General features: G+C 67.8%; 21 protein-coding genes. 20 read left to right on the top strand and 1 reads right to left on the bottom strand.

Annotated elements, in window-relative coordinates:
- Positions 1-33: 33 nt before the first annotated feature.
- Complete coding sequence (gene glgX / locus IM689_RS10095) at positions 34-2,160, bottom strand: glycogen debranching protein GlgX (protein WP_193643865.1); 2,127 nt, start codon at positions 2,158-2,160, stop codon at positions 34-36.
- 33 nt (positions 2,161-2,193) lie between these two features.
- Between glgX and IM689_RS10090 the strand changes: the two genes are divergently transcribed.
- The 20 genes from IM689_RS10090 to ilvC all read left to right on the top strand — a co-directional run bounded on the left by IM689_RS10090 (position 2,194) and on the right by ilvC (position 21,934).
- The gene (locus tag IM689_RS10090; RefSeq protein WP_047311314.1) at positions 2,194-2,721 is read left to right on the top strand and encodes a T3SS (YopN, CesT) and YbjN peptide-binding chaperone 1; all 528 of its coding nucleotides are present in this window, start codon (positions 2,194-2,196) and stop codon (positions 2,719-2,721) included.
- A gap of 4 nt (positions 2,722-2,725) precedes the next feature.
- Positions 2,726-3,514: an enoyl-CoA hydratase/isomerase family protein gene (locus IM689_RS10085; RefSeq protein WP_129662776.1), complete on the top strand. Its 789-nt coding sequence runs from the start codon at positions 2,726-2,728 to the stop codon at positions 3,512-3,514.
- A gap of 5 nt (positions 3,515-3,519) precedes the next feature.
- The gene (locus tag IM689_RS10080) at positions 3,520-4,047 is read left to right on the top strand and encodes a hypothetical protein (RefSeq protein WP_193643864.1); all 528 of its coding nucleotides are present in this window, start codon (positions 3,520-3,522) and stop codon (positions 4,045-4,047) included.
- Between the two features lie 113 nt (positions 4,048-4,160).
- A complete protein-coding gene (locus tag IM689_RS10075) occupies positions 4,161-4,940 on the top strand; it encodes an electron transfer flavoprotein subunit beta/FixA family protein (RefSeq protein WP_193643863.1) in 780 nt (259 codons plus the stop codon).
- A gap of 35 nt (positions 4,941-4,975) precedes the next feature.
- The gene (locus tag IM689_RS10070) at positions 4,976-5,932 is read left to right on the top strand and encodes an electron transfer flavoprotein subunit alpha/FixB family protein (protein ID WP_193643862.1); all 957 of its coding nucleotides are present in this window, start codon (positions 4,976-4,978) and stop codon (positions 5,930-5,932) included.
- A 167-nt stretch (positions 5,933-6,099) separates the two neighbouring features.
- Positions 6,100-7,242: a cysteine desulfurase family protein gene (locus tag IM689_RS10065; protein WP_227484738.1), complete on the top strand. Its 1,143-nt coding sequence runs from the start codon at positions 6,100-6,102 to the stop codon at positions 7,240-7,242.
- On the top strand, positions 7,242-8,324 hold the full coding sequence (mnmA, locus tag IM689_RS10060) for a tRNA 2-thiouridine(34) synthase MnmA (protein WP_193643860.1): 1,083 nt from the start codon (positions 7,242-7,244) through the stop codon (positions 8,322-8,324). Before IM689_RS10065 ends, mnmA begins: the two co-directional genes overlap by 1 nt.
- On the top strand, positions 8,321-9,376 hold the full coding sequence (locus tag IM689_RS10055) for a uroporphyrinogen decarboxylase/cobalamine-independent methonine synthase family protein (RefSeq protein ID WP_227484679.1): 1,056 nt from the start codon (positions 8,321-8,323) through the stop codon (positions 9,374-9,376). Before mnmA ends, IM689_RS10055 begins: the two co-directional genes overlap by 4 nt.
- A 54-nt stretch (positions 9,377-9,430) precedes the next feature.
- A complete protein-coding gene (gene ligA / locus IM689_RS10050) occupies positions 9,431-11,650 on the top strand; it encodes an NAD-dependent DNA ligase LigA (RefSeq protein ID WP_193643859.1) in 2,220 nt (739 codons plus the stop codon).
- Positions 11,647-11,883 (top strand): glutaredoxin family protein, encoded by a 237-nt coding sequence (locus IM689_RS10045; RefSeq protein ID WP_193643858.1) that lies wholly within the window; start codon positions 11,647-11,649, stop codon positions 11,881-11,883. Before ligA ends, IM689_RS10045 begins: the two co-directional genes overlap by 4 nt.
- A gap of 102 nt (positions 11,884-11,985) precedes the next feature.
- On the top strand, positions 11,986-12,282 hold the full coding sequence (gene gatC, locus IM689_RS10040; protein WP_047311323.1) for an Asp-tRNA(Asn)/Glu-tRNA(Gln) amidotransferase subunit GatC: 297 nt from the start codon (positions 11,986-11,988) through the stop codon (positions 12,280-12,282).
- Between the two features lie 22 nt (positions 12,283-12,304).
- Positions 12,305-13,813, top strand: a complete 1,509-nt coding sequence (gene gatA / locus IM689_RS10035) for an Asp-tRNA(Asn)/Glu-tRNA(Gln) amidotransferase subunit GatA (protein WP_193643857.1) — start codon at positions 12,305-12,307, stop codon at positions 13,811-13,813.
- A complete protein-coding gene (gatB, locus tag IM689_RS10030; RefSeq protein WP_187035634.1) occupies positions 13,813-15,324 on the top strand; it encodes an Asp-tRNA(Asn)/Glu-tRNA(Gln) amidotransferase subunit GatB in 1,512 nt (503 codons plus the stop codon). Before gatA ends, gatB begins: the two co-directional genes overlap by 1 nt.
- 2 nt (positions 15,325-15,326) lie before the next feature.
- Positions 15,327-15,932, top strand: a complete 606-nt coding sequence (locus tag IM689_RS10025) for a class F sortase (RefSeq protein ID WP_193643856.1) — start codon at positions 15,327-15,329, stop codon at positions 15,930-15,932.
- Between the two features lie 154 nt (positions 15,933-16,086).
- Positions 16,087-16,758, top strand: a complete 672-nt coding sequence (locus tag IM689_RS10020; RefSeq protein ID WP_165357826.1) for a hypothetical protein — start codon at positions 16,087-16,089, stop codon at positions 16,756-16,758.
- Positions 16,759-16,855: 97 nt separating this feature from the next.
- Positions 16,856-17,584 (top strand): class F sortase, encoded by a 729-nt coding sequence (locus IM689_RS10015; protein WP_193643855.1) that lies wholly within the window; start codon positions 16,856-16,858, stop codon positions 17,582-17,584.
- Positions 17,585-17,665: 81 nt separating this feature from the next.
- Complete coding sequence (locus IM689_RS10010; protein ID WP_193643854.1) at positions 17,666-18,193, top strand: SixA phosphatase family protein; 528 nt, start codon at positions 17,666-17,668, stop codon at positions 18,191-18,193.
- 239 nt (positions 18,194-18,432) lie between these two features.
- Positions 18,433-20,286, top strand: coding sequence for an acetolactate synthase large subunit (locus IM689_RS10005; protein WP_193643853.1), 1,854 nt, complete (start codon positions 18,433-18,435; stop codon positions 20,284-20,286).
- A complete protein-coding gene (gene ilvN / locus IM689_RS10000) occupies positions 20,283-20,795 on the top strand; it encodes an acetolactate synthase small subunit (protein ID WP_193643852.1) in 513 nt (170 codons plus the stop codon). The genes IM689_RS10005 and ilvN overlap by 4 nt, the downstream gene beginning before the upstream one ends.
- A gap of 104 nt (positions 20,796-20,899) precedes the next feature.
- The gene (gene ilvC / locus IM689_RS09995) at positions 20,900-21,934 is read left to right on the top strand and encodes a ketol-acid reductoisomerase (RefSeq protein WP_047311330.1); all 1,035 of its coding nucleotides are present in this window, start codon (positions 20,900-20,902) and stop codon (positions 21,932-21,934) included.
- Positions 21,935-22,161 lie beyond the last annotated feature (227 nt).

The following is a 22,161-nucleotide window of genomic DNA, read 5'->3' as shown; positions in this document are numbered from 1 at the left end:
GTCGCGAGGGCTCGCCAGTCCGCGGCCGAGCGGTCAGCTCGTCGGAGTGAGGACCAGCATCGTCGGCCCGTTCACCGGCCTGGCAGAACCAGCTGGGATCGTCTCGGGTGCGAGCTGGGCGGGGTCGGGCACACTCGAATCCCACAGCACCTCCCACGCGTTCACTCCCGCCGATTCGGGCAGGGTGATCTCGGCCCCCGGCCCGTTGTGCAGCACCAGAAGGAGCGACTCCTCGTGCTCGCGTGACCCGTCGAAGTGCGCCTGCACCGTGTGGACACTCGGGTCGATCCACTCGTCCGCGGTGAGCGTGCGGCCGTGCGCTCCGAACCACCGCAGGTCCGCCACGTCACTGGCATCGCTCGCGCCGGGGAAGAACGTCGTGTGCCGCAGGACGGAGAAGCGTTCGCGCAGGCTTGTAAGATGACGGGTCGTTGACAAGAGCTGACGCTGGTCGGCGTCGTGATCCCAGGAGAGCCAACTGGTTTCGTTGTCCTGGCAGTACGCGTTGTTGTTACCGCCCTGGGTGCGGGCGAACTCGTCGCCGGCCGTCATCATCGGGACGCCGGCCGACAGCAACAGAGTGCCGAGCAGGTTGCGCACCGTCCGCAGGCGCGCAGCCCGTATCGACGGGTCGTCGCTCGGCCCTTCGACGCCGTGGTTCCACGAACGGTTGTCGCTCGTGCCGTCGTGGTTGTGCTCGCCGTTGGCCTCGTTGTGCTTCGAGTCGTACGCCGTGAGGTCGGCCATCGGGAAGCCGTCGTGTGCCGTGACGTAGTTGACCCCGGCCTGCGGGCGGCGTAGCGGGCCGGCGAACAGGTCGCGTGATCCGGCGAGGCGCGTCGCGAGATCGGCGATGCCTTGGCCGGGTTGCCCGGCGCCGGCGCGCGCCACGTCCCCGAGCCAGAAGTCACGCACCGTGTTGCGGAACCGGTCGTTCCACTCGCCGAAGCCGGGCGGGAACTGGCCGGTCCGCCAACCGTTCGGGCCGATGTCCCAGGGCTCCGCGACGAGTTTGACCTGTGAAAGGACGGGGTCGGTGCGCATCGCCACGAGCAGCGCAGCGTTGGCATCGAAGTCGTCACCGGGCGCGCGACCCAGCGTCACGGCGAGGTCGAAGCGAAAGCCGTCGACGTGGTAGGTCGTCACCCAGTGGCGCAGCGAGTCGAGCACGAGCCGCATCGCGGCCGGGTGTCGGACGTCAACGCTGTTGCCGCAGCCGGTGACGTCAACGTCGCGCCCGTGCTCGTCGAGGCGGTAGTACGCACGGTTGTCGAGGCCGCGCAGTGAGAACGTGGCGCCCTCGTGCCCGCCCTGCTCGGCGGTGTGGTTGTAGACGACGTCGAGGATCACCTCGAGACCCGCGGCGTGCAGGGCCTTGACCATGTCCTTGAACTCACGATTCACGGCCTGAGGATCCGTGGCTGACGCGTACGCCGCGTGCGGGGCGAGAAAGCCCAGCGTGTTGTAGCCCCAGTAGTTCGTCAGGCCGAGCTTCACGAGGTGCGGTTCGTCCGTGAATGCGTGCACGGGCAGCAGCTCCACCGACGTGACGCCGAGCGAGCGCAGGTGTTCGATCGAGGCGGGGTGAGCCAAACCGGCGTAGGTGCCACGCAGGTGCTCGGGCACCTCGGGGTTGAGGCGCGAGAACCCGGCCACATGGGTTTCGTAGAAGACCGTGTCGGCCATCGGCACACGGGGGCCGGACGCATCGTCACCCCAGTCATAGGTCTCGTCGACGACGACCGAGCGCGGCACGTAGGGCGCCGAATCCCGTTCGTCGCGCACGGCGTCGTCGCCGTGGAACGCCTCGTCGACGACGTGGCCGAAGACCTCGGGGCGCCAGGTGACCTCACCGTCGACCGCCTGCCCATAGGGGTCGAGCAACAGCTTGGCCTCGTTGTGGCGATAGCCCTGATCGGGGGCCCAGCGACCGCGAACGCGGTAGCCGTAGCGGGTGCCCAAGCCCGCGTCGTCGCGGAAGATCGCCCACAGGCCACCGCCGACGTCGCTCATCGCGTGACGCGTCTCGTTCTCGCCGTCGAAGAGACACAGCCAGACACGCTCGGCGTGGCCTGCGTAGACGCAAAATGTGACGCCGCCGCGCTCGAGTGTGACGCCGGGCTTGGGGGGATGAGCGAAGACTCGTGGCGGGGCAGTCATGCGAACAAGGATAAGAGTGGGTAGGTTTGCCGTATGACTGATCCCACAGCGCTTCCGAACTTCGGCCAGCCCACCCCCGCAGCCGGTGGTGACGGCGCGTCCGCATCCCTCACCGACAAGGTCGTCGGTGTGCTGAACGGCTTCGGCTTCAACCCGCAGATCGACTCCGACGGCGACGTCATGTACACGGTCGAGGACCAAAACCTCTTCGTGCGTGTCATGGAGGGCGAGATCGACCTCGTCCGCCTCTTCGGCCAGTGGCAGATCACGGACGACATCACGTCCGACCTCGCCAAGCGCCTCAACGCGGCCAACGACGTCACGCTCAGCCTCAACATCGTCAAGGTCGGCATCGCCCGCGACATGGTTGTCGTCTCCGGTGAGCACCTCGTCACGCCGGACCTCGACCTGCAGATGGTTCTTCCCTCGACGACGCAGATGATCCTGCAGGCCACCCAGCTGTGGCACCAGAGCGTCAACTCCGACGGCCCGCACGCGGCCGAGGGTGGCGTGCCCGCGTTCGCGCAGACGGACGGCGAGCAGCCCACGCCGGAGGCCTGATCGCATGAGCGAGTACGGCCAGTGGATCAAGGTCACGATCGAGGACGGCATCGCCACGATCCGCCTCGACCGACCGAAGATGAACCCGATCGATGCTGACGTCCAGGAGAGCCTGGGGCGTGCCGCGGCCGACATCGCCGCTGATGAGAGCGTGCGCGTCGCCATCATCACCGGCGGTGACAAGGTCTTCGCAGCCGGCGCCGACATCAAGGAGATGACGGCGTTCGACTACGTCGACATGGTCGAGCGCGCGCACCTCATCCAGGACGCCTACCGCGCCCTGGCGGAACTGCCGATCCCGACGATCGCCGCCATCGAGGGGTACGCCCTCGGCGGCGGCTGCGAACTGGCCATGACGTGCGACTTCCGCGTCGCCTCCAAGGAGGCCACGCTCGGCCAGCCCGAGATCCTCCTCGGCCTCATCCCGGGTGCCGGCGGTACGCAGCGCCTCGTCCGGCTCGTCGGGCAGTCCAAGGCGAAGGACCTCGTCTTCAGCGGCCGCTTCGTCGAGGCAGACGAGGCCCTCGAGATCGGCCTCGTGGACGAGCTCGTCGACGCCGGCACGGCGTACGAGGCGGCCCTCGAGCGTGCTCGTACCTACGCGAAGATGCCGCGGATCGCGCTGCGCTTCGCGAAGGAACTGATCAACCGCAGCGCCGACGTCGACCTCGCCACGGGCCTGGCCACGGAGTCGCAGCTCTTCGCCGGTCTCTTCGCCACGAAGGACCGCGAAATCGGTATGGCGTCGTTCGTCGAGCACGGGCCGGGCAAGGCCCGCTTCGAGGGTCGCTGACGGCGATGATCAAGCAATGGAAGGTCGAGCGTGAGTGGCAGGAGCCTTTCCTCGAGGCCCTGCGCGCTCGCGGCGCCTCCCCGCAGGCCTGCGACGCCGCGCTCGGCGAGGTGGACGAGGCCTGCATCCGTGAGAACGCCACGGCGAAGGAGCTCTTCGGAGACCCGGTCGCCTACGGAAAGGAAATCCCTGTGTCCGAGCCCATGACGGCACGCGAGGCGGGCCTTTCCCGCACCCGAGCGCTGCTGCTGGCGATCGCCGGCCTCGTCGGCATGTTCTTCGCTCTGCTCGGCTGGACCGGCATGGTGACCGACGCGACGAAGGTCTGGGGCGCGAACCCCACGATCTGGTTCGTTCTCGGCCTCATCATCGCGGTCGCCGCGGCGGTCGGTGACACCGTTCTCGGGCGTCACGCCGACTTCACGCAGGGCCGGGAGGACGCGGGCTCGACTCTCCTCAACCGGCTCCTGCCGTGGATCATCGTCGCGCTCACCCTCGTCGGCATGCTCGTCGTGAAGCTGACGCACGGCTGAGGCCACAGGTCTCAGTCACCAAAATCACCTCAACCCAGGACTCGACGATCACGTTACTGATGGGTAACGTGTCGCGAGACGGACCAAGCTCCTACGAAAAGGACGGTAGACGCATGAACATCGTCGTCTGTGTCAAGCACGTTCCCGACGCTCAGGGCGAGCGCGGGTTCTCCGATGACAACACCACCGACCGCGAGAACGTCGACGGTCTCCTCTCGGAGCTCGACGAGTACGCGGTCGAAGCTGCGCTGAAGATCACCGAGGCCGAGGGCGGCGAAGTCACCGCGCTCACCGTCGGCCCGGCCGATGCCGTGGACGCCGTGAAGAAGGCTCTGCAGATGGGCGCCGACAAGGCCGTCCACGTCAGCGACGACGCCATCGCCGGTTCCGACGCCCTTGCGACGTCGCTCATCCTCGCCGAGGCCATCAAGAAGGTCGGTCAGCCCGACATCGTCCTGTTCGGTCTGGCTTCCACCGACGGTGGAATGAGCGTTATTCCGGCCATGGTCGCCGAGCGCCTCGGCCTGCCGCAGGTCACGCAGGTCTCCACCCTCGAGGTCGCCGACGGCAACGTCACCGGCCGCCGTGACTCGGACGTCGCCTCCGAAACGCTCGTCGCCTCGATCCCGGCCGTCGTCTCGGTCACCGACCAGATCAACGAGCCGCGCTACCCGTCCTTCAAGGGCATCATGGCCGCGAAGAAGAAGCCGGTCGAGGAGATGAGCCTCGGCGACCTCGGTGTCGACGCCGGCCAGGTCGGTCTCGACAACGCCTCGACGAAGGTGCTCGACACGACCAAGCGCCCGCCGCGTGAGCAGGGCGAGGTCATCACCGATGAGGGTGACGGCGGCAAGAAGCTCGTCGAGTTCCTCGCCGGTCAGAAGCTCATCTGATCATCGACCCCACTGACTTAGGAGAAACACACACCATGGCTGAAGTTCTCGTCCTGGTCGACCACGTCGATGGCCAGGTCCGCAAGGTGACCGCCGAACTGCTGACGCTCGCTCGTCGCATCGGCACGCCGTCCGCCGTCTTCGTCGGCTCGAACGTCGACGCCGCTCGTCCGCGTCTGGCCCAGTTCGGCGCCGAGAAGGTCTACGTCGTCGACAACGGTGACCTCGACGGTCACCCGGCTCCGCTCGCCGAGGCGCTCGCCGCCGTCGTCGAGCAGGCCTCGCCGTCCGCGATCCTCCTGCCCTCCTCGGGCACGAACAACGAGGCCGCCGCGCGCCTTGCCGTCAAGACCAACTCCGGTCTGACGACGGACGCCGCAAACGTCGAGGCCGGCGACGGTGACGCCCCGGTCACGACGCAGTCGGTCTTCGCCGGTTCCTGGACCCTGAAGGCGCAGGCCACGACGGGCCTGTCGATCATCACGGTCAAGCCGAACTCGACGCCGCCGCAGGCCTCGCAGGCCCAGGCCGCACCGGTCACGGTCGACGTCTCGGTCTCCGACGCCGCCAAGGGCGCCAAGATCACCGAGCGCAAGGAGAAGGAGAAGTCGGGTCGCCCCGAGCTCACCGAGGCTCCGATCGTCGTCTCCGGTGGTCGCGGTACGAACGGTGACTTCTCGCCGGTCGAGGCGTTCGCCGACGTTCTCGGTGCTGCCGTCGGTGCCTCCCGCGCCGCCGTCGACGCCGGCTGGTACCCGCACACGAACCAGGTCGGTCAGACCGGTAAGCAGGTCTCGCCGCAGCTGTACGTCGCGGCGGGCATCTCCGGTGCCATCCAGCACCGCGCCGGTATGCAGACGTCGAAGACGATCGTCGCCATCAACAAGGACGAGGAGGCGCCGATCTTCGAGCTCGTCGACTTTGGCGTCGTCGGCGACCTGTTCAACGTGCTCCCGCAGGCCACGGACGCGGTCAAGGAAGCCAAGAACTGATCGTCTGATCGTTCTCACCGAGAGCGCCCGGTTCCCCTCGAAAGGGAGCCGGGCGCTCTCGCGTGATTGGGCCCATTTGCACCGAGGCCTAAACTTGTACGGTGCCGAACCGCGTCTACCTCGACCATGCCGCCACCTCGCCGATCTACGCCGAGGTCATCGAAGCGATGGCGAAGCAGATGGCCGTCGTGGGCAACGCCTCGAGCCTGCACACGAGTGGCCGCAACGCCCGCAGCGTCGTCGAGGAAGCGCGGGAACGCATCGCAGCTGCCCTCGGAGCTCGTCCGTCAGAGGTGATCTTCACCTCCGGTGGCACCGAGGGCGACAATCTCGCCATCAAGGGCACCTACCGCGCCACGCGCCGCATCGACGCCGCCCGTGACCGACTCGTTGTGAGCGGCATCGAACACCATGCCGTGCTCGACGCTGTCGAGGCACTCGTCGCGACCGAGGACGCCCGCGTCACGTGGGTGGAGCCCGACGGTGACGGGGTCGTCACTGCGGATGCCGTCCGCACGGCGCTCGAAGCCGACGGGGGAGCGGGCACTGCCGCCCTCGTCAGCGTCATGTGGGCGAACAACGAGGTCGGCACGGTGCAGCCCATCGCCGAGATCGGCGCCGTCTGTGCCGAGTTCGGCATCCCGTTCCACACCGATGCGGTGCAGGCCGTAGGTCACCTCGGCGTCGACTTCGGCGCCTCCGGTGCCACGATGCTCGCCCTGAGCGGTCACAAGGTCGGCGGTCCCCAGGGCGTCGGCGCACTGCTCCTGGCGCGCGACGCCCGGCTCGATCCGTTGACGCACGGCGGCGGGCAGGAGCGCCAGGTGCGCAGCGGCACCCTGGACGTCGCAGGCATCCTCGGCCTCGCCGAGGCCGTCGAGAAGTCCTGCGCCACGCGTGAGGGTGAGGCCGCGCGCCTCGCCAAGCTGCGTGATCGACTCGTCGAGGGCGCGCTCGCACTCGACCTCGGCGTCTCGGTGAGCGGCTACTACGAGGAGGGTGACGTGGAGCGTCGCCTGCCGGGCAACGCCCACCTGCGCGTGCCCGGCTGCGACGGCGACTCGATGCTCTACCTCCTCGACGCGGCGGGCGTCGAGTGCTCCACCGGTTCGGCCTGCCAGGCCGGCGTGCCGCGCCCGAGCCACGTCCTGCTGGCCATGGGCATCCCCGAAGAGCAGGCTCGCGGCGCGCTGCGACTCACGCTCGGGCATACATCGACCGATGACGACGTTGACGCCTTCCTGCGGGAGTTGCCGGCGGTCGCCGAGCGTGCCCGCCGTGCCCAGGAAGCAACCCGGAAGGTGTCGTGATGCGCGTCGTCGCTGCAATGAGCGGGGGAGTCGACTCGGCCGTCGCCGCCTCGCGCATGCTCGAGGCCGGACACGAGGTCGTCGGGGTGCACCTCGCTCTCTCCCAGTCCGCCGCAACGCTCCGCGAGAGTGCGCGGGGCTGCTGCACGATCGAGGACGCCGGTGACGCGCGCCGCGTCGCCGACAAGCTCGGCATCCCGTTCTACGTGTGGGACATGGCCGAGCGGTTCAAGGCCGATGTCGTCGAGGACTTCGTCGCCGAGTACGAGGCGGGCCGCACCCCCAACCCGTGCCTGCGCTGCAACGAGAAGATCAAGTTCGCCGCACTGCTCGACAAGGCTTTGGCCCTTGGCTTCGACGCCGTCGCGACGGGCCACTACGCCCAGATCGTGGAGGGTCCGAACGGCCGCGAACTGCACCGCGCCGTCGACATGGCGAAGGACCAGTCGTACGTGCTGGGTGTGCTCGACGCCGATCAGCTCGCGCACTCGTTCTTCCCGCTCGGTGACACGACGAAGCCGCAGATCCGCGAGGAGGCCGCCTCCAAGGGCTTCTACGTCGCCAACAAGCCGGACAGCCACGACATCTGCTTCATCGCCGACGGCGACACTCAGGCTTACCTCGCGAAGCGTCTGGGCAAGCAGCCCGGCGACATTGTCGACAGCGACGGCGAGGTGGTCGGCCGGCACGAGGGCGCCTACGGCTTCACCGTCGGTCAGCGGCGAGGTCTCGGACTCAAGGTGCCGCGCGAGGACCATGCCAAGCGGTACGTCGTCGACGTCCAGCCGAAGACGAACACGGTCGTGGTCGGCACGGCCGACCTGCTCGGCGTCGACGTCATCGAGGCCGCGCACGCGCGCTGGCCGGGACCGCCGCCCACCGGTGAGGTGCGCCTCGGAGCGCAGCTGCGCGCCCACGGCGAGGAGTTTCCCGCGTGGGTCAGCGCTGACGGGGAGCGCGTCACTGTCCGTCTCGACGAGCGCACCCGTGGTGTGGCTCCAGGACAGTCGGTCGTGCTCTACGAGGGCACGCGCGTCGTCGGGTCGGCCACGATCACGGCGACCTCCCGGGCACCTCGATGACGATGAGGGCGACGCAGGGCAGCGCGCGCGAGACGGTGTTTCCTCTCGCGAGCGGTGTCGGTTCGTTGCCCGAGATGGGTGCACGCGACGCGGTGCGCGCAGTGCGTGATCTTCTCGTCGGCGACGTGCCCGACGGCACCGGCATCCCGTACGTGCCCGAGCAGCCCACCCGTGGGCCCGGCGCGGACATGGTCGGGCGCGGCGCCGATCTGCTCGTCGAGATGTCCGCCGACCTCCAGCCGAGCGGGTGGCGACTGACGCCTCCCGGATCGTCGCGCAGCCGTGACCTCCGCCGCGCCGGGGGATACCTGGGCGAAGACCTCGACGAGGTGGCCGAGGCCTACGACGGATACACCGGACCGCTCAAGACTCAGGTGGTCGGGCCGTGGACGCTCGCCGCTTCGCTGTGGCTGCCGCGCGGCGACCGCGTTCTCAGCGACCACGGGGCGACCCGCGATCTCGGGCAGTCGCTCGCGGCGGGACTCGTTGCTCACCTCGAGCACGTTCGAACACTCGTGCCCGGTGCATCGCCGATCGTCCAGCTCGACGAACCGTCCCTTCCTGCCGTGTTGTCCGGCGGACTCAAGACACTGTCGGGCGTGGGGCGCTTGCGGCGCATCGACGACGGTGAAGCGCGTGATGTTCTCGGCCACGTCGTTGACACGGTGAAAGCAGCGGGTGCTCAGGTGGTCGTGCACTCGTGCGCGCCGGACGTACCGGTGTCGCTGCTGCACCGCCTCGGTGTCGACGGAGTGTCCCTCGACACGTCGTTGCTCACGGAGGCGGCCTTCGAGCCGCTGGGCGAGGCGATCGACTCCGGTCTGACGCTCTGGGCCGGGCTCGTTCCGACGTCGGCGGCCGAGCGCCACCCGCGCGCCCATGTCGAGGCCTTCGAGCGGATGTGGCGCCGCATTGGCTTCGGCGCGGGCGAGTACGACCGTATCGTCGTCACCCCTGCGTGCGGCCTCGCCGGCTTGGCGCCGAAGCAGGCCGTCACGGTGCAGCGCCTGGCCGTCGAGGCGGTCCAGATGCTCGCCGACACGTCCGACTGAGCATCACGCCCCGCCTTTCCGGCCCCTGTCGGTGACATGAGGCAGGATTGACCCGTGAGCGAGAAGACAACGAAACAGGCTCCCGACGCCCTGCGCAGTGAGGTGCCCGACGAGGTGCGTCGGCGCGCAGCCGAGCTGACCGAGCAGATCGACGCCCACCAGTTCGCGTACTACGTCAAAGACGCTCCGACCGTCAGCGACGGCGCCTACGACGCGCTCCTTCGTGAGCTGCAGCAGATCGAGGACGAACACCCCGAACTGCGTTCACCGCAGAGCCCGACCCAGCGTGTCGGGGGCACCTACTCCACGGAGTTCACCCCCGTCGACCACGTCGAACGGATGCTCTCGCTCGACAACGCGTTCAGCCCCGAGGAACTGGCCGAGTGGGGTGAGCGCGTCGCCCGAGAGGCGAACACCACCTACCACTACCTGTGTGAACTCAAGATCGACGGCCTCGCCATCAACCTGCTCTACGAGAACGGCAAACTCGTGCGCGGCGTGACCCGCGGTGACGGACGCACCGGTGAGGACGTCACGCTCAACGTCCGCACGATCGACGGCATCCCGCACGAACTCAAGGGTGAGGACGTGCCGGCGCTCGTCGAGATCCGCGGTGAGGTGTTCTTCCCCGTCGCGGCATTCGAAAAGCTCAACGAGGGCCTCGTCGAGGAGGGGAAGTCGCCGTTCGCGAACCCGCGAAACGCGGCCGCCGGATCCCTGCGGCAGAAGGACCCGGCGAAGACGGCACGACGGCCGTTGCGGATGCTCGTGCACGGCATCGGCGCACGCACCGGTTTCGACATCACACGGCAGAGCGAGGCCTACGAACAGCTCGCCGCATGGGGTCTGCCGACGTCGCCCTACGCCAAGGTGCTCGACACGATGGAGCAGGTGCAGGAGTTCGTCGCGGCTTACGGTGGCGAGCAGCGTCACTCCGTCGAGCACGAGATCGACGGAGTCGTCGTCAAGGTCGACGAGGTCGCCGTGCAGCGTCAGCTGGGCAACACCTCGCGTGCGCCGCGCTGGGCCATCGCGTACAAGTACCCGCCCGAGGAGGTCAACACGAAACTCCTCGACATCGCCGTCAACGTCGGGCGCACCGGTCGCGTCACGCCGTTCGGTGTCATGGAGCCGGTCACCGTGGCGGGCTCGACCGTCGAGATGGCCACCCTCCACAACGCGTTCGAGGTGAAGCGCAAGGGCGTTCTCATCGGCGACACGGTCGTCCTGCGCAAGGCAGGGGACGTCATCCCCGAAATCGTCGGGCCGGTCGTCGAAGCGCGTACCGGTGACGAGCGTGAATTCGTCATGCCCACGCACTGCCCGTCGTGCGGCACGGAGCTCGCCTACGAGCGGGAGGGCAACAAGGACATCCGCTGCCCGAACGCGCGCACCTGCCCGTCGCAGTTGCGCGAGCGGATCTTCTCCCTCGCCGGTCGCGGTGCGTTCGACATCGAGGCGCTCGGGTGGGAGGGCTCCATCGCGCTGCTCGAGTCGGGCGTGCTCACCGACGAGTCCACCCTCTTCGACCTCACCTACGACGACATTGCGCGGGTAGGCATCTACACGCGGGCCGCGAAGAAGAACGACCCCGAGGAGAAGGTGCGCGACGGGCGCGTCGTCTCCGCCACGGGGCTCAAGCTCCTCGACAACCTCGAGAAGGCGAAGAGCCAGCCGCTCTGGCGGGTCATCGTCGCCCTGTCGATCCGGCACGTCGGCCCGACGGCCGCCCGCGCACTGGCTACGCAGTTCGGCTCGATCGACGCCATCCGTGGGGCCGACGAGGAGGCGCTCGCAGCTACCGACGGCGTGGGCTCCGTCATCGCCCGCTCCGTGAAGGAATGGTTCGGCGTCGACTGGCACGAGAACATCGTCGCGTCGTGGGCGACGAGCGGCGTGCGCATGGAGGACGAGACCGACGCGTCGATCACGAAGACGCTCGACGGTCTCACCATCGTCGCCACCGGTTCCCTCGACGACTTCACGCGTGACGGCGTCAAGGAGGCCATCATCGCGCGCGGCGGCAAGGCCTCCGGAAGCGTGAGTAAGAAGACCGACTACGTCGTTCTCGGAGCCAACGCCGGCTCCAAGGCGACGAAGGCGGAGGAGCTGGGCCTGCGCATCCTCGACGAGGAGCAGTTCAAGATTCTGCTCGAGGGCGGTCCCGCAGCTCTGGGTGATGGCGCCGACGACACCGATGACGATGTGGACGCCGCCACCGCGCAGCCCATCGCCGACAACGACAACACGACCGACGAGAAGGACGACGCATGAGTGACGTGACGATCTACTGGCGCCCCGGCTGCGTGTTCTGCATGCGCCTGGAGAACGCCCTCGGCGCGAGCAGGAACAAGGCCACCTGGCGCAACATCTGGGAGGACGACGAGGCCCGCGAGTTCATCGCCATGGTCAACGACGGCAACGAGGTCGTGCCCACCGTCGTCATCGACGGCCGCCCCCACACCAACCCCGACCCCGCGCTCGTGGCGCGTGCTCTCAAGGGCTGACGACCGCCCGGCTCGGCCCGCCGTCGGCGCCTGGCTTCACGAGCCGAACGCCCGGCGGCACCGGGCCCATTCCACGCACGACAACCACCTAGAATGAGGCTCATGTCTTCTCTCTCCCGTGACGAGGTCGCGCACGTCGCAGGCCTGGCGCGCATCCACCTGTCGGACGAGGAACTCGACACCTTCGCCGGGCAGCTCGACTCCATCGTCGGCTTCGTGGCCAGTGTCAACGAGGCCGCGGCCGACGACATCCCGCCCATGTCGCACCCGTTGCCCCTGACGAACGTGACGCGACCGGACGAGGTACGCCCGTCGCTCACCGCGGACGAGGCGCTGTCGGGCGCCCCCGCGAGCGAGCAGCAGCGCTTCTTGGTGCCGCGCATCCTCAGCGAAGACTGACACGACGAGCAAAGGTTCGATTTTGAGCGACATCATCCGCCTCAGCGCCGCCGACATGGCGGCCCGGCTCGCCGACGGTTCCGTCAGCGCCGTGGAGCTGACGCAGGCCCACCTCGACCGCATCGCTGCCGTCGACGGTGACGTGCACGCCTTCCTCCACGTCAACACCTCCGAGGCGCTCGCCGCGGCGAAGCAGGTCGACGAAGACCGCAGCGCGGGCAAGCCGGTGCACGCACTTGCCGGCGTGCCGGTGGCCGTCAAGGACGTCGTCACGACGAAGGGCCAGCCCACGACGGCCGGTTCGAAGATCCTCGAGGGCTGGGTGCCCCCGTACGACGCTTCCCTCGTGACGCGCCTTCGTGCAGCGGGTATGCCGCTGCTCGGAAAGACGAACATGGACGAGTTCGCGATGGGCAGTTCCACCGAGCACAGCGCCTACGGCCCCACGCACAACCCGTGGGATCTCGAGCGCATCCCGGGCGGTTCCGGCGGTGGCTCCGCCGCGGCTGTCGCCGCCTTCGAGGCGCCGCTGGCCGTCGGTACCGACACCGGTGGTTCGATCCGTCAGCCCGCTTCCGTGACGGGCACCGTCGGCTCGAAGCCGACGTACGGCGGCATCAGCCGCTACGGCCTCATCGCGATGGCGAGCTCGCTCGACCAGGCGGGCCCGTGCACGCGCTCAGTCCTCGACGCAGCGCTCTTCCACGAGGTCATGGCCGGTCACGACCCCATGGACTCCACCTCGATCGATGCTCCGGTGCCGCCGGTCGTCGACGCGGCCCGTCGCGGTGACGTCAAGGGCATGAAGATTGGCATCATCTCCCAGCTCGACGGCGAGGGGTACCAGCCTGGCGTCAAGGCTCGCTTCGACGAGGCCGTCGCCGCGCTCACCGACGCCGGCGCCGAGGTCGTCACCGTCTCCTGCCCGAGCTTCGAGCAGGCGCTCGCTGCCTACTACCTCGTCATGCCGTCGGAAGTCAGTTCGAACCTGGCCAAGTTCGACGCCATGCGCTACGGCCTGCGCGTCGCGCCTGAGGGGGTCGACGCACCCTCGGCCGAGCAGGTCATGGCCGCTTCGCGTGAGGCGGGCTTCGGCAACGAGGTCAAGCGCCGCATCATCCTGGGCACCTACGCCCTCTCGAGCGGCTACTACGACGCGTACTACGGGCAGGCGCAGAAGGTGCGCACGCTCATCGCGCGCGACTTCGCCCGTGCCTTCGAGTCGGCCGACGTGCTCGTCAGCCCCACGAGCCCCACCACCGCGTTCAAGCTGGGCGAGAAGCTTGAGGACCCGATGGCGATGTACCTCAACGACGTCGCCACCATCCCGGCAAACCTCGCCGGTCTGCCCGGTATGTCGCTGCCTGCGGGCCTCTCGGACGACGGCCTTCCGGTCGGCTTCCAGATTCTCGCCCCGGCAACGAAGGACGAGCGCATGTACGGCGTCGGTGCCGCGCTCGAGCGCGCACTCGAAGAGAAGTGGGGCGCACCGCTCCTCGCGCAGGCACCGGCACTGAAGGAGAACAACTGATGGATGCCGTTGTCGACTACGACGAGGCGATTGCCACGTACGACCCCGTCATGGGTCTCGAGGTGCACGTCGAGCTGAACACCGAGACGAAGATGTTCTGCGGCTGTGCCACCGAGTTCGGCGCCGAGCCGAACACTCAGACCTGCCCGGTCTGCCTGGGCCTGCCCGGCGCACTGCCGGTGGTCAACGCGAAGGGCGTGGAGTCCGCCATCCGCATCGGCCTCGCGCTCAACTGCGAGATCGCCGAGTGGTGCCGCTTCGCCCGGAAGAACTACTTCTACCCGGACATGCCGAAGAACTTCCAGACCTCGCAGTACGACGAGCCCATCGCCTTCGAGGGTTACCTCGACGTCGAACTCGAGGACGGTACGCCGTGGCGTGTCGAGATCGAGCGTGCGCACATGGAGGAGGACACGGGTAAGTCGCTGCACGTCGGCGGTGCCACGGGTCGCATCCACGGCGCCGATCACTCGCTGCTCGACTACAACCGTGCCGGCATCCCGCTCATCGAGATCGTCACCAAGCCGCTCGTGGGTGCGGGGGAGCGCGCGCCCGAGATCGCGAAGGCCTACGTCGGTGCGCTGCGCGAACTGATGCGTGCGCTCGACGTGTCCGACGCCCGCATGGAGCAGGGCTCGATGCGTTGCGACGCGAACGTCTCGCTCATGCCGAAGGGCGCCGAGAAGTTCGGTACCCGCACGGAGACCAAGAACGTCAACTCGCTGCGCTCGGTCGAGCGAGCGGTGCGCTACGAGATCACGCGCCACGCGGCCGTCCTCAACGAGGGCGGATCGATCCTGCAGGAGACGCGTCACTGGCACGAGGACACCGGCGTCACGACGTCCGGTCGCCCGAAGTCGGACGCCGACGACTACCGCTACTTCCCGGAGCCCGATCTCGTGCCGGTCGCTCCGAGCCGTGAGCTCGTCGAGCAGCTGCGCGCCACACTGCCCGAGCCGCCCGCCGAGCGCCGCAAGCGTCTACAGGGCGAGTGGGGCTTCTCCGACCTCGAGATGCGCGACGTCTACAACGCGGGCGCGGTCGAGACGATCGAGGAGACCATCGCGGCGGGTGCGAGTGCCGCGGGCGCGCGCAAGTGGTGGACGGGCGAGATCGCCCGCCTGGCCAACAAGGCCGGTGAACCCTTTGTCGAGTTCGCTGCCCAGCGTCACGTCACGCCGAAGACGATCGCTGAGCTCGACGGGCTCGTGAAGTCCGGTCGCCTCAACGACTCGATGGCGCGTCAGACGCTCGAGGGCGTCCTCGCCGGCGAAGGTACTCCGACCGAGGTTGCGGACGCCCGCGGTCTCGAACTCGTGCAGGACGACGGTGCGCTGGAGGCCGCAGTGACGAAGGTGATCGAGGCCAACCCGGACGTCGCACAGAAGGTCCGCGACGGCAAGGTTCAGGCCGCTGGTGCTCTCATCGGTCAGGTGATGAAGGAGATGAAGGGCCAGGCCGACGCGGCCAAGGCGCGTTCCATCATCCTCGAACAGCTGGGCCAGGCCTGACGATGAACGAGGTGGGCCGCCGCAGCGCGCTGGCGTTGGCCGGGGTCGGTCTGCTCGGCGTGGCAGGTTGTTCACGCAAACGTGACTCCGACGACGAAGCGAGCGACGTCGAAACGGCACAGGCGCCGACAACGACACCTGCTCCGACGGCGACTGCACCCAAGGGTGGCGGCAGCGTGCCCGTCTCGCTCGCGATCCCGTCCATCGGCTTCGACCGCAAGGTCACGGGTATGGGCCTGACCAAGAGCGGCAAGATCTCGCCGCCCCCGGGTGTGACGCAGTGGTACAACGCCACGGTCAGCCCAGGGCAGGTCGGCATCTCGGTCATCGCGGGGCACGTGACGTTCAACGGCCCCGACGTCTTCGCCAAACTGCCCGAGGTCAAAGTGGGGCAGCGCCTCACCGTCCGCTTTGCCGACACGTCGGCGCAGAAGTTCCAGGTCACCCGAGTCAAGTCGGTCGACAAGGAGGAACTGCGCCACGACCAGAGTGTGTGGGGCTCCTCGAAGACGCCGGTGCTCGCGCTCATCACCTGCGATTCGGCCTCCGAACTCGTCGGAGTGCACCACGTCAACAACTTCGTCGTGTGGACGAAACCTGTTAACTGACCGTTCCTTAAAATTACCCCCGGGTATTGCTGTGTGATCCCTGAATGTGCTCTAGCCTCGATGTGAGGCGGGGAGGGAGTCTCGGTCGTGTGGGTGTGAAGCCCCGACCAGGGCGTTCCGCCGATCGGGAAAATCACACGAGAGGTACGACACGATGAAGAAGTTCGCAGGCCTTGCTCTGGTCGGAGTCGGCGCCATGGTCGCCACGACCGCAGCCCCGTCGCAGGCGGCGTTCCGGACGAGCATTAGCGGCAACTTCCAGTACACGAACATGCAGTACTGGTGCGACAACGGCACCCCCAACTTCTCGTTCAGCTACCGCACGCTGAACAAGACCGAGGCCAAGGTCACGTTCACCGCGTCGGGCTACCGCCCGCTCGAGCGCACGAACGTCAGCCCCTACACCTCGGGTGGCTCGATCAAGTCGCTGACGCGCGTTCCGGGTCGCTCGATCACGGTCCACGCCGCCGGTTCGACCACGGGCTCGTCGTTCAACGTCTCGGGCAAGGTCCCCACGTCCTGCGCCGGTCTGCCGACGACGCAGCCCGTCATGAACTGGGCTTCGGCCGGTACGCCGACGGCTGAGCCCGTTCCGACGTCGACGTCGCCGTCCCCGACGAGCACGACGACGACCCCGGCTCCGACCTCGACGACCACGTCGCCGATGCCGACCTCGTCGGCCCCGACCTCGACGGCCGGCCCGAAGGTCGAGACCGACCGCGTCGCACCGCAGTCGGACAACACGGCCGCTCTGGCCGCGGGTCTCGGTGCGTTCGCGATCGTCGCCGCCGGCGGCACGATCGCCGTTCGCCGCGGCCGTAAGTGACCCGCTGACACCGTCCCGAACCGGACGCTCGTGATGCCCCACCGGAGTTCGCTCCGGTGGGGCATCACGCGTCCCGCTCACCCGTAGGATGATCGCCATGAAGAACTCTCGGGGGAAGTTCCTCGCCTCGCTCGCCCTTGTCTGCGCTGTCGGCCTTTCCGGCTGTGGCGGCAGTGACGACTCGTCGTCCGAGCCCGTGGCGGCGTCCACCTCGTCCAGTGCGTCCAGTTCGTCGACGACGAGCGGGCCGTCTGCGAAATCGTCATCGTCGTCCGGATCGCGCTCCGCCTCGAGTCCCGCATCGAAGAAGGCTGCTTCCACCTCGGCCGCTGCGCCGAAGGCTTCCGGCACGCAGACGCCGAACGGAAAGTCTGTCGGTGTGCCGCGAGCCGCGGCCGTTCGCATCTCCATTCCGAGCATCGGCCTCAAAAACGCGATCACACCGGGAGGCCTCAACAACGGTGTGCTCAATCCGCCCGGGGGCGTCATCCAACAGTTCACGGGATACGGGCGCGTCAAGCCGGGCATGCCGGGCATCGCCGTGCTCGCCGGGCACGTGACGCTCAACGGTCCGGACATCTTCTACTCGCTGCACCGCACCCCCGTGGGCGGCAAGGTGACGATCAGCTACGCCGACGGCACCCACAAGGATTTCGTCGTCACGAACAAGGCGAGCGTCGGCAAGACGGCTCTGCAGAACGACATGCGCGTGTGGGGTGGGAGCCCGACTCCCGTGGTGGCCCTCGTGACCTGCGACGCCGACAGCCAGTGGGTCAACGCGCAACACCGGTCGAACAACTACGTCGTATGGGCGAAGCCCGTCTGATCGACGCGTCGGCCGACATCGGCGGTGTTGCGTCGGGGTTCCGGTTTCCACTCGGGCAGTAGAAGGGGCGATGATGGGCGCATGTCCGAGAATGTGCGCCGACTCGTCCTCCTGCGTCACGCCACCGCCGAACCCGACGGCCGGAAAGGCGACGAATCCCGAGAGCTCACGGCCCACGGCCTCGACGAGGCTGCCCGAGCAGGGGAGTGGCTACGCGAGAACGACTTGCTCGGCGAAGCCGTTCTCTGTTCGCCGGCCGCGCGAACCCGTCAGACTTGGGCCGCCATCCAGGAAGCCACCGGCCATGGCGTCCTCATCACCATGGAGCCGGTGATCTACGAGGCGGATGTCGATTCGCTTCTGCGCGTCGTGCGCGATCTCGACGCGACGGCCCCCGAGGCGCAGACTGCGGTCATCGTCGGCCATGCACCCGGGATCCCCGCGCTGGCGTACGAGCTGGTGGCCGGTGCTGGTGACGCCGGTGATCTCGAAACGTTGACGCGTGGGTTCGTCCCGGCGTCGGCTGCCGTTGTCGCGCTCGAGGGCGGCTGGGGGGACGTCGCGCGGGGCGCAGGCGATCTCCTCGATGTGCGAGCCGGTGGCCTGTGACCAGATGTGAGACACCAATCTCACTTAGTGAGATCGGTGTCTCACATCTTTGACTCGCTCTGCTCACCTCGACAAAATATTTCGCATGGCACAGATTCTCGTACTCACGCAGCGTGCGTCCTGAGCAGTCGAACACGACTCACGACGCACGCTGATCCCTCATCGCTCCCACAGAGCTGAGGGATTTTTTGATGTTCGAGACCGGTGCAGCTACCAACAGCCGAAAGTGGTGACAACAGATGAGCGACGCGGCAACGACCGATCGCACGCCTTCGCCGGGTGATCTGGCGCGGCGAGAGCCCCAGAAGCCCAGCGTGACCGGTGCTCAGTCACTCGTCCTCGCGCTCGAGGCGCAGGGTGTCGAGACGGTCTTCGGCCTGCCGGGCGGGGCCATCCTTCCCGCGTACGACCCGCTGCTCGACTCCGTCAAGGTTCGTCACGTCCTCGTTCGCCACGAGCAGGGCGCCGGCCACGCGGCCCAGGGGTACGCCGCGGCCACCGGCAAGGTGGGTGTGTGCATGGCGACCTCTGGGCCGGGCGCCACGAACCTGGTCACTCCGCTGGCCGATGCCTATATGGACTCGGTGCCGATCGTCGCCATCACCGGACAGGTCAACTCCAAGACCATCGGTACGGACGCCTTCCAGGAAGCGGACATCCGCGGCATCACGATGCCGATCACGAAGCACAACTACCTCGTCACCTGCGCCGATGACATCCCGCGCGCCATCGCCGAGGCGTTCCACATCGCCTCCACCGGTCGACCGGGCCCCGTGCTCGTCGACATCACGAAGGACGCACTGACGGCGAAGACGACGTTCTCCTGGCCTCCGGCGATCGATCTGCCGGGCTACCGCCCGGTGACGAAGCCGCACGCGAAGCAGATCAAGGCTGCGGCCGAGCTCATCCGCGGGGCCGAGCGTCCCGTGTTCTACATCGGCGGCGGTGTCATCCGTGCTGGTGCCCACGAGGAACTGCGCGCCCTCGTCGAGCAGACGAAGATCCCCGTCGTGACGACGCTCATGGCGCGCGGCGCCTTCCCGGACAGCCATGAGTTGCACCTCGGTATGCCTGGAATGCACGGCAGCGTGCCGGCCGTGACGGCGCTGCAGCGCGCCGACCTGCTCATCACGATCGGTGCCCGCTTCGACGACCGCGTCACCGGCGCACTCGACAGCTTCGCCCCGTTCGCGAAGGTCATCCACGCCGATGTCGACCCTGCGGAGATCGGCAAGAACCGTGTTGCCGACGTGCCGATTGTGGGGGACGCCAAGGAGGTCGTCGTCGACCTGGCGAAGGCGCTCGAGGACGTCGAGCTGGGCAACTACGACGCCTGGCACGCGACGACGGCGGAGTGGAAGGACAAGTTCCCCCTCGGTTACACGCCGCCGGAGGACGAGTCGCTCCTCGCGCCCCAGTACGTCATCGAACGCCTGTCGGCCCTGACCGGTCCCGAGGGTGTTTACGTGGCCGGCGTCGGTCAGCACCAGATGTGGGCCGCGCAGTTCGTGCAGTACGAGCGTCCCAACAGCTGGCTCAACTCCGGTGGCCTCGGCACGATGGGTTACTCGGTGCCGGCGGCCATGGGCGCCAAGGCCGCCGAGCCGGAGCGCACCGTGTGGGCCATCGACGGCGACGGCTGCTTCCAGATGACGAACCAGGAGCTCGCCACCTGCGTCATCAACAACATCCCGATCAAGGTCGCGATCATCAACAACTCGAGCCTCGGCATGGTGCGTCAGTGGCAGACGCTCTTCTACAACGAGCGCTACTCGAACACCGACCTGCACACGAGTCACGGCGGTAGCCGGGTGCCCGACTTCGTCAAGCTCGCCGACGCCTACGGCTGCGTGGGGTTGCGCTGCGAGCACCCGGACGACGTCGACGACACGATCAAGAAGGCCCTCGAGATCAACGACCGCCCTGTCGTCATCGACTTCGTCGTCGAGCGTGACGCCATGGTGTGGCCGATGGTGCCCGCCGGCGTGAGCAACGACCTCATCACCATGGCGCGGGACATCACGCCGGTGTGGGACCGCGACGACGACGACGCCGACGACGAGCAGATTCCCAACGAGGAGGAGCAGGCATGAGCCGCCACACACTGTCCGTGCTCGTGGAGAACCGGCCCGGTGTGCTCGCCCGCATCTCCGGCCTCATCTCCCGACGCGGTTTCAACATCTACTCGCTCGCCGTCGGTGAGACGGAGTCCGAGAAGATCTCGCGCATGACGGTCGTCGTCGACGTCGACGATGAGGTGCTCGAGCAGGTGACCAAGCAGCTCAACAAGCTCGTCGAGGTGCTCAAGGTCGTCGAACTCGACCGCAGCTCTGCGGTGGAACGTCAGCTCGTGCTGTTCAAGGTGCGCGCCGATGCGGCCACCCGTTCGCAGATCATCGACCTTGTGACGATGTTCCGCGCGAACATCATCGACGTGACGAACGAGTCGGTCGTCATCGAAGCCACCGGCACGCTCGAGAAGCTCGAGGCGTTGCTCGCGACGCTGGAGCCGTTCGGCATTCGTGAACTCGTGCAGTCGGGTGTCGTCGCCCTGGGCCGTGGGCCCAAGGCGATCGCCGCCCGTGACAAGAAGAAGGCCTGAGCTTTCCCTCAACCCACTGCCCGGGCCGAAGGCGCGTGCGGGCAGAATCGAATCAACAGACGTCACCCAGCGAGGTGACGACCACGATGAATAGGAGCGATCCCGTGGCTGAAATGTTCTACGACGACAACGCCGACCTTTCGGTGATCCAGGGCAAGAAGGTGGCCGTCATCGGCTACGGTTCGCAGGGTCACGCCCACGCGCTCAACCTGCGCGACTCCGGTGTCGACGTGCGCGTCGGCCTCGCCGAGGGCAGCAAGTCCAAGGAGAAGGCGGAGAACGAGGGCCTCAAGGTTCTCTCGGTCGCCGAGGCCGTCGCCGAGGCCGACGTCGTCGTCATCCTCACGCCGGACCAGGTGCAGCGCACCGTCTACTCCAACGACATCAAGCCGAACCTCAAGCCGGGCACGACCCTGCTGTTCGGTCACGGCTTCAACATCCGCTTCGGCTACATCACGCCCGAGTCGGACGCGGACGTCGTCATGGTCGCCCCGAAGGGCCCGGGTCACCTCGTGCGTCGCGAGTACGTCGACGGCCGTGGAGTGCCGGTCATCGTCGCCGTCGAGCAGGACGCCTCGGGCAACGCCTGGGACCTTGCAGCCTCCTACGCCAAGGCCATCGGTGGTCTGCGCGCGGGCGGCATCAAGACGACGTTCACCGAGGAGACCGAGACCGACCTGTTCGGTGAGCAGGCCGTCCTCTGCGGTGGCGCGTCGCAGCTCGTCATGTACGGCTTCGAGACGCTGACCGAGGCCGGCTACCAGCCGGAGGTCGCCTACTTCGAGTGCCTCCACGAGCTCAAGCTCATCGTCGACCTCATGGTCGAGGGCGGTATCGCCAAGCAGCGCTGGTCGGTCTCCGACACGGCCGAGTTCGGTGACTACGTCTCGGGCCCGCGCGTCATCGACGAGCGTGTCAAGGAGAACATGAAGGGCGTTCTCGCCGACATCCAGAGCGGTGCGTTCGCCAAGCGTTTCATCGAGGACCAGGACGCCGGTGCGCCGGAGTTCAAGCGTCTGCGCGAGAAGGGTGCCTCGCACCCGATCGAGAAGACGGGCAAGGAACTGCGCGGCCTCATGAGCTGGCTCAAGGACGCGGACACGGACAGTGACTACGTCGAGGGCTCTGCCGGCCGCTGAGGATCAAGCGCACGGAGGTAGGACCGCAACGCAGTGAGGATCCTGCCGAAGTAAGCGTTGACGAGGCGGCCCAGAAAAGGTGCCGCTGAGGATCCACCCGATGTTGGTGTAGGAGCGTGATTCTGGGGTCACGCTGGTACACAGACTTCGCGTTCGATGCCCGGCTCTCCTTGGGGGAGCCGGGCACGTCGCTTTCATCTGACGAACGCCGCTTCGGCGACACGACG

The organism is Dermacoccus barathri (assembly GCF_015070805.1).
GTDB classification, from domain to species: Bacteria; Actinomycetota; Actinomycetes; order Actinomycetales; family Dermatophilaceae; genus Dermacoccus; species Dermacoccus abyssi.
The sequence above is the reverse complement of the archived record's forward strand: the minus strand, read 5'-3'. Positions and strand labels throughout refer to the sequence as shown.

Excerpts from the sequence above, each read along its gene's own strand:
- IM689_RS10070 (WP_193643862.1), top strand. The coding sequence starts at position 4,976 with ATGGCTGAAGTTCTCGTCCTGGTCGACCACGTCGATGGCCAGGTCCGC.
- gatC (WP_047311323.1), top strand. The coding sequence starts at position 11,986 with ATGTCTTCTCTCTCCCGTGACGAGGTCGCGCACGTCGCAGGCCTGGCG.
- IM689_RS10055 (WP_227484679.1), top strand. The coding sequence starts at position 8,321 with ATGACGATGAGGGCGACGCAGGGCAGCGCGCGCGAGACGGTGTTTCCT.
- IM689_RS10080 (WP_193643864.1), top strand. The coding sequence starts at position 3,520 with ATGATCAAGCAATGGAAGGTCGAGCGTGAGTGGCAGGAGCCTTTCCTC.
- gatB (WP_187035634.1), top strand. The coding sequence starts at position 13,813 with ATGGATGCCGTTGTCGACTACGACGAGGCGATTGCCACGTACGACCCC.
- glgX (WP_193643865.1), bottom strand. The coding sequence starts at position 2,160 with ATGACTGCCCCGCCACGAGTCTTCGCTCATCCCCCCAAGCCCGGCGTC.
- IM689_RS10015 (WP_193643855.1), top strand. The coding sequence starts at position 16,856 with ATGAAGAACTCTCGGGGGAAGTTCCTCGCCTCGCTCGCCCTTGTCTGC.
- IM689_RS10045 (WP_193643858.1), top strand. The coding sequence starts at position 11,647 with ATGAGTGACGTGACGATCTACTGGCGCCCCGGCTGCGTGTTCTGCATG.
- mnmA (WP_193643860.1), top strand. The coding sequence starts at position 7,242 with ATGCGCGTCGTCGCTGCAATGAGCGGGGGAGTCGACTCGGCCGTCGCC.
- IM689_RS10020 (WP_165357826.1), top strand. The coding sequence starts at position 16,087 with ATGAAGAAGTTCGCAGGCCTTGCTCTGGTCGGAGTCGGCGCCATGGTC.
- ilvN (WP_193643852.1), top strand. The coding sequence starts at position 20,283 with ATGAGCCGCCACACACTGTCCGTGCTCGTGGAGAACCGGCCCGGTGTG.
- IM689_RS10065 (WP_227484738.1), top strand. The coding sequence starts at position 6,100 with ATGGCGAAGCAGATGGCCGTCGTGGGCAACGCCTCGAGCCTGCACACG.
- IM689_RS10075 (WP_193643863.1), top strand. The coding sequence starts at position 4,161 with ATGAACATCGTCGTCTGTGTCAAGCACGTTCCCGACGCTCAGGGCGAG.
- IM689_RS10025 (WP_193643856.1), top strand. The coding sequence starts at position 15,327 with ATGAACGAGGTGGGCCGCCGCAGCGCGCTGGCGTTGGCCGGGGTCGGT.
- IM689_RS10010 (WP_193643854.1), top strand. The coding sequence starts at position 17,666 with ATGTCCGAGAATGTGCGCCGACTCGTCCTCCTGCGTCACGCCACCGCC.
- IM689_RS10085 (WP_129662776.1), top strand. The coding sequence starts at position 2,726 with ATGAGCGAGTACGGCCAGTGGATCAAGGTCACGATCGAGGACGGCATC.
- IM689_RS10005 (WP_193643853.1), top strand. The coding sequence starts at position 18,433 with ATGAGCGACGCGGCAACGACCGATCGCACGCCTTCGCCGGGTGATCTG.
- IM689_RS10090 (WP_047311314.1), top strand. The coding sequence starts at position 2,194 with ATGACTGATCCCACAGCGCTTCCGAACTTCGGCCAGCCCACCCCCGCA.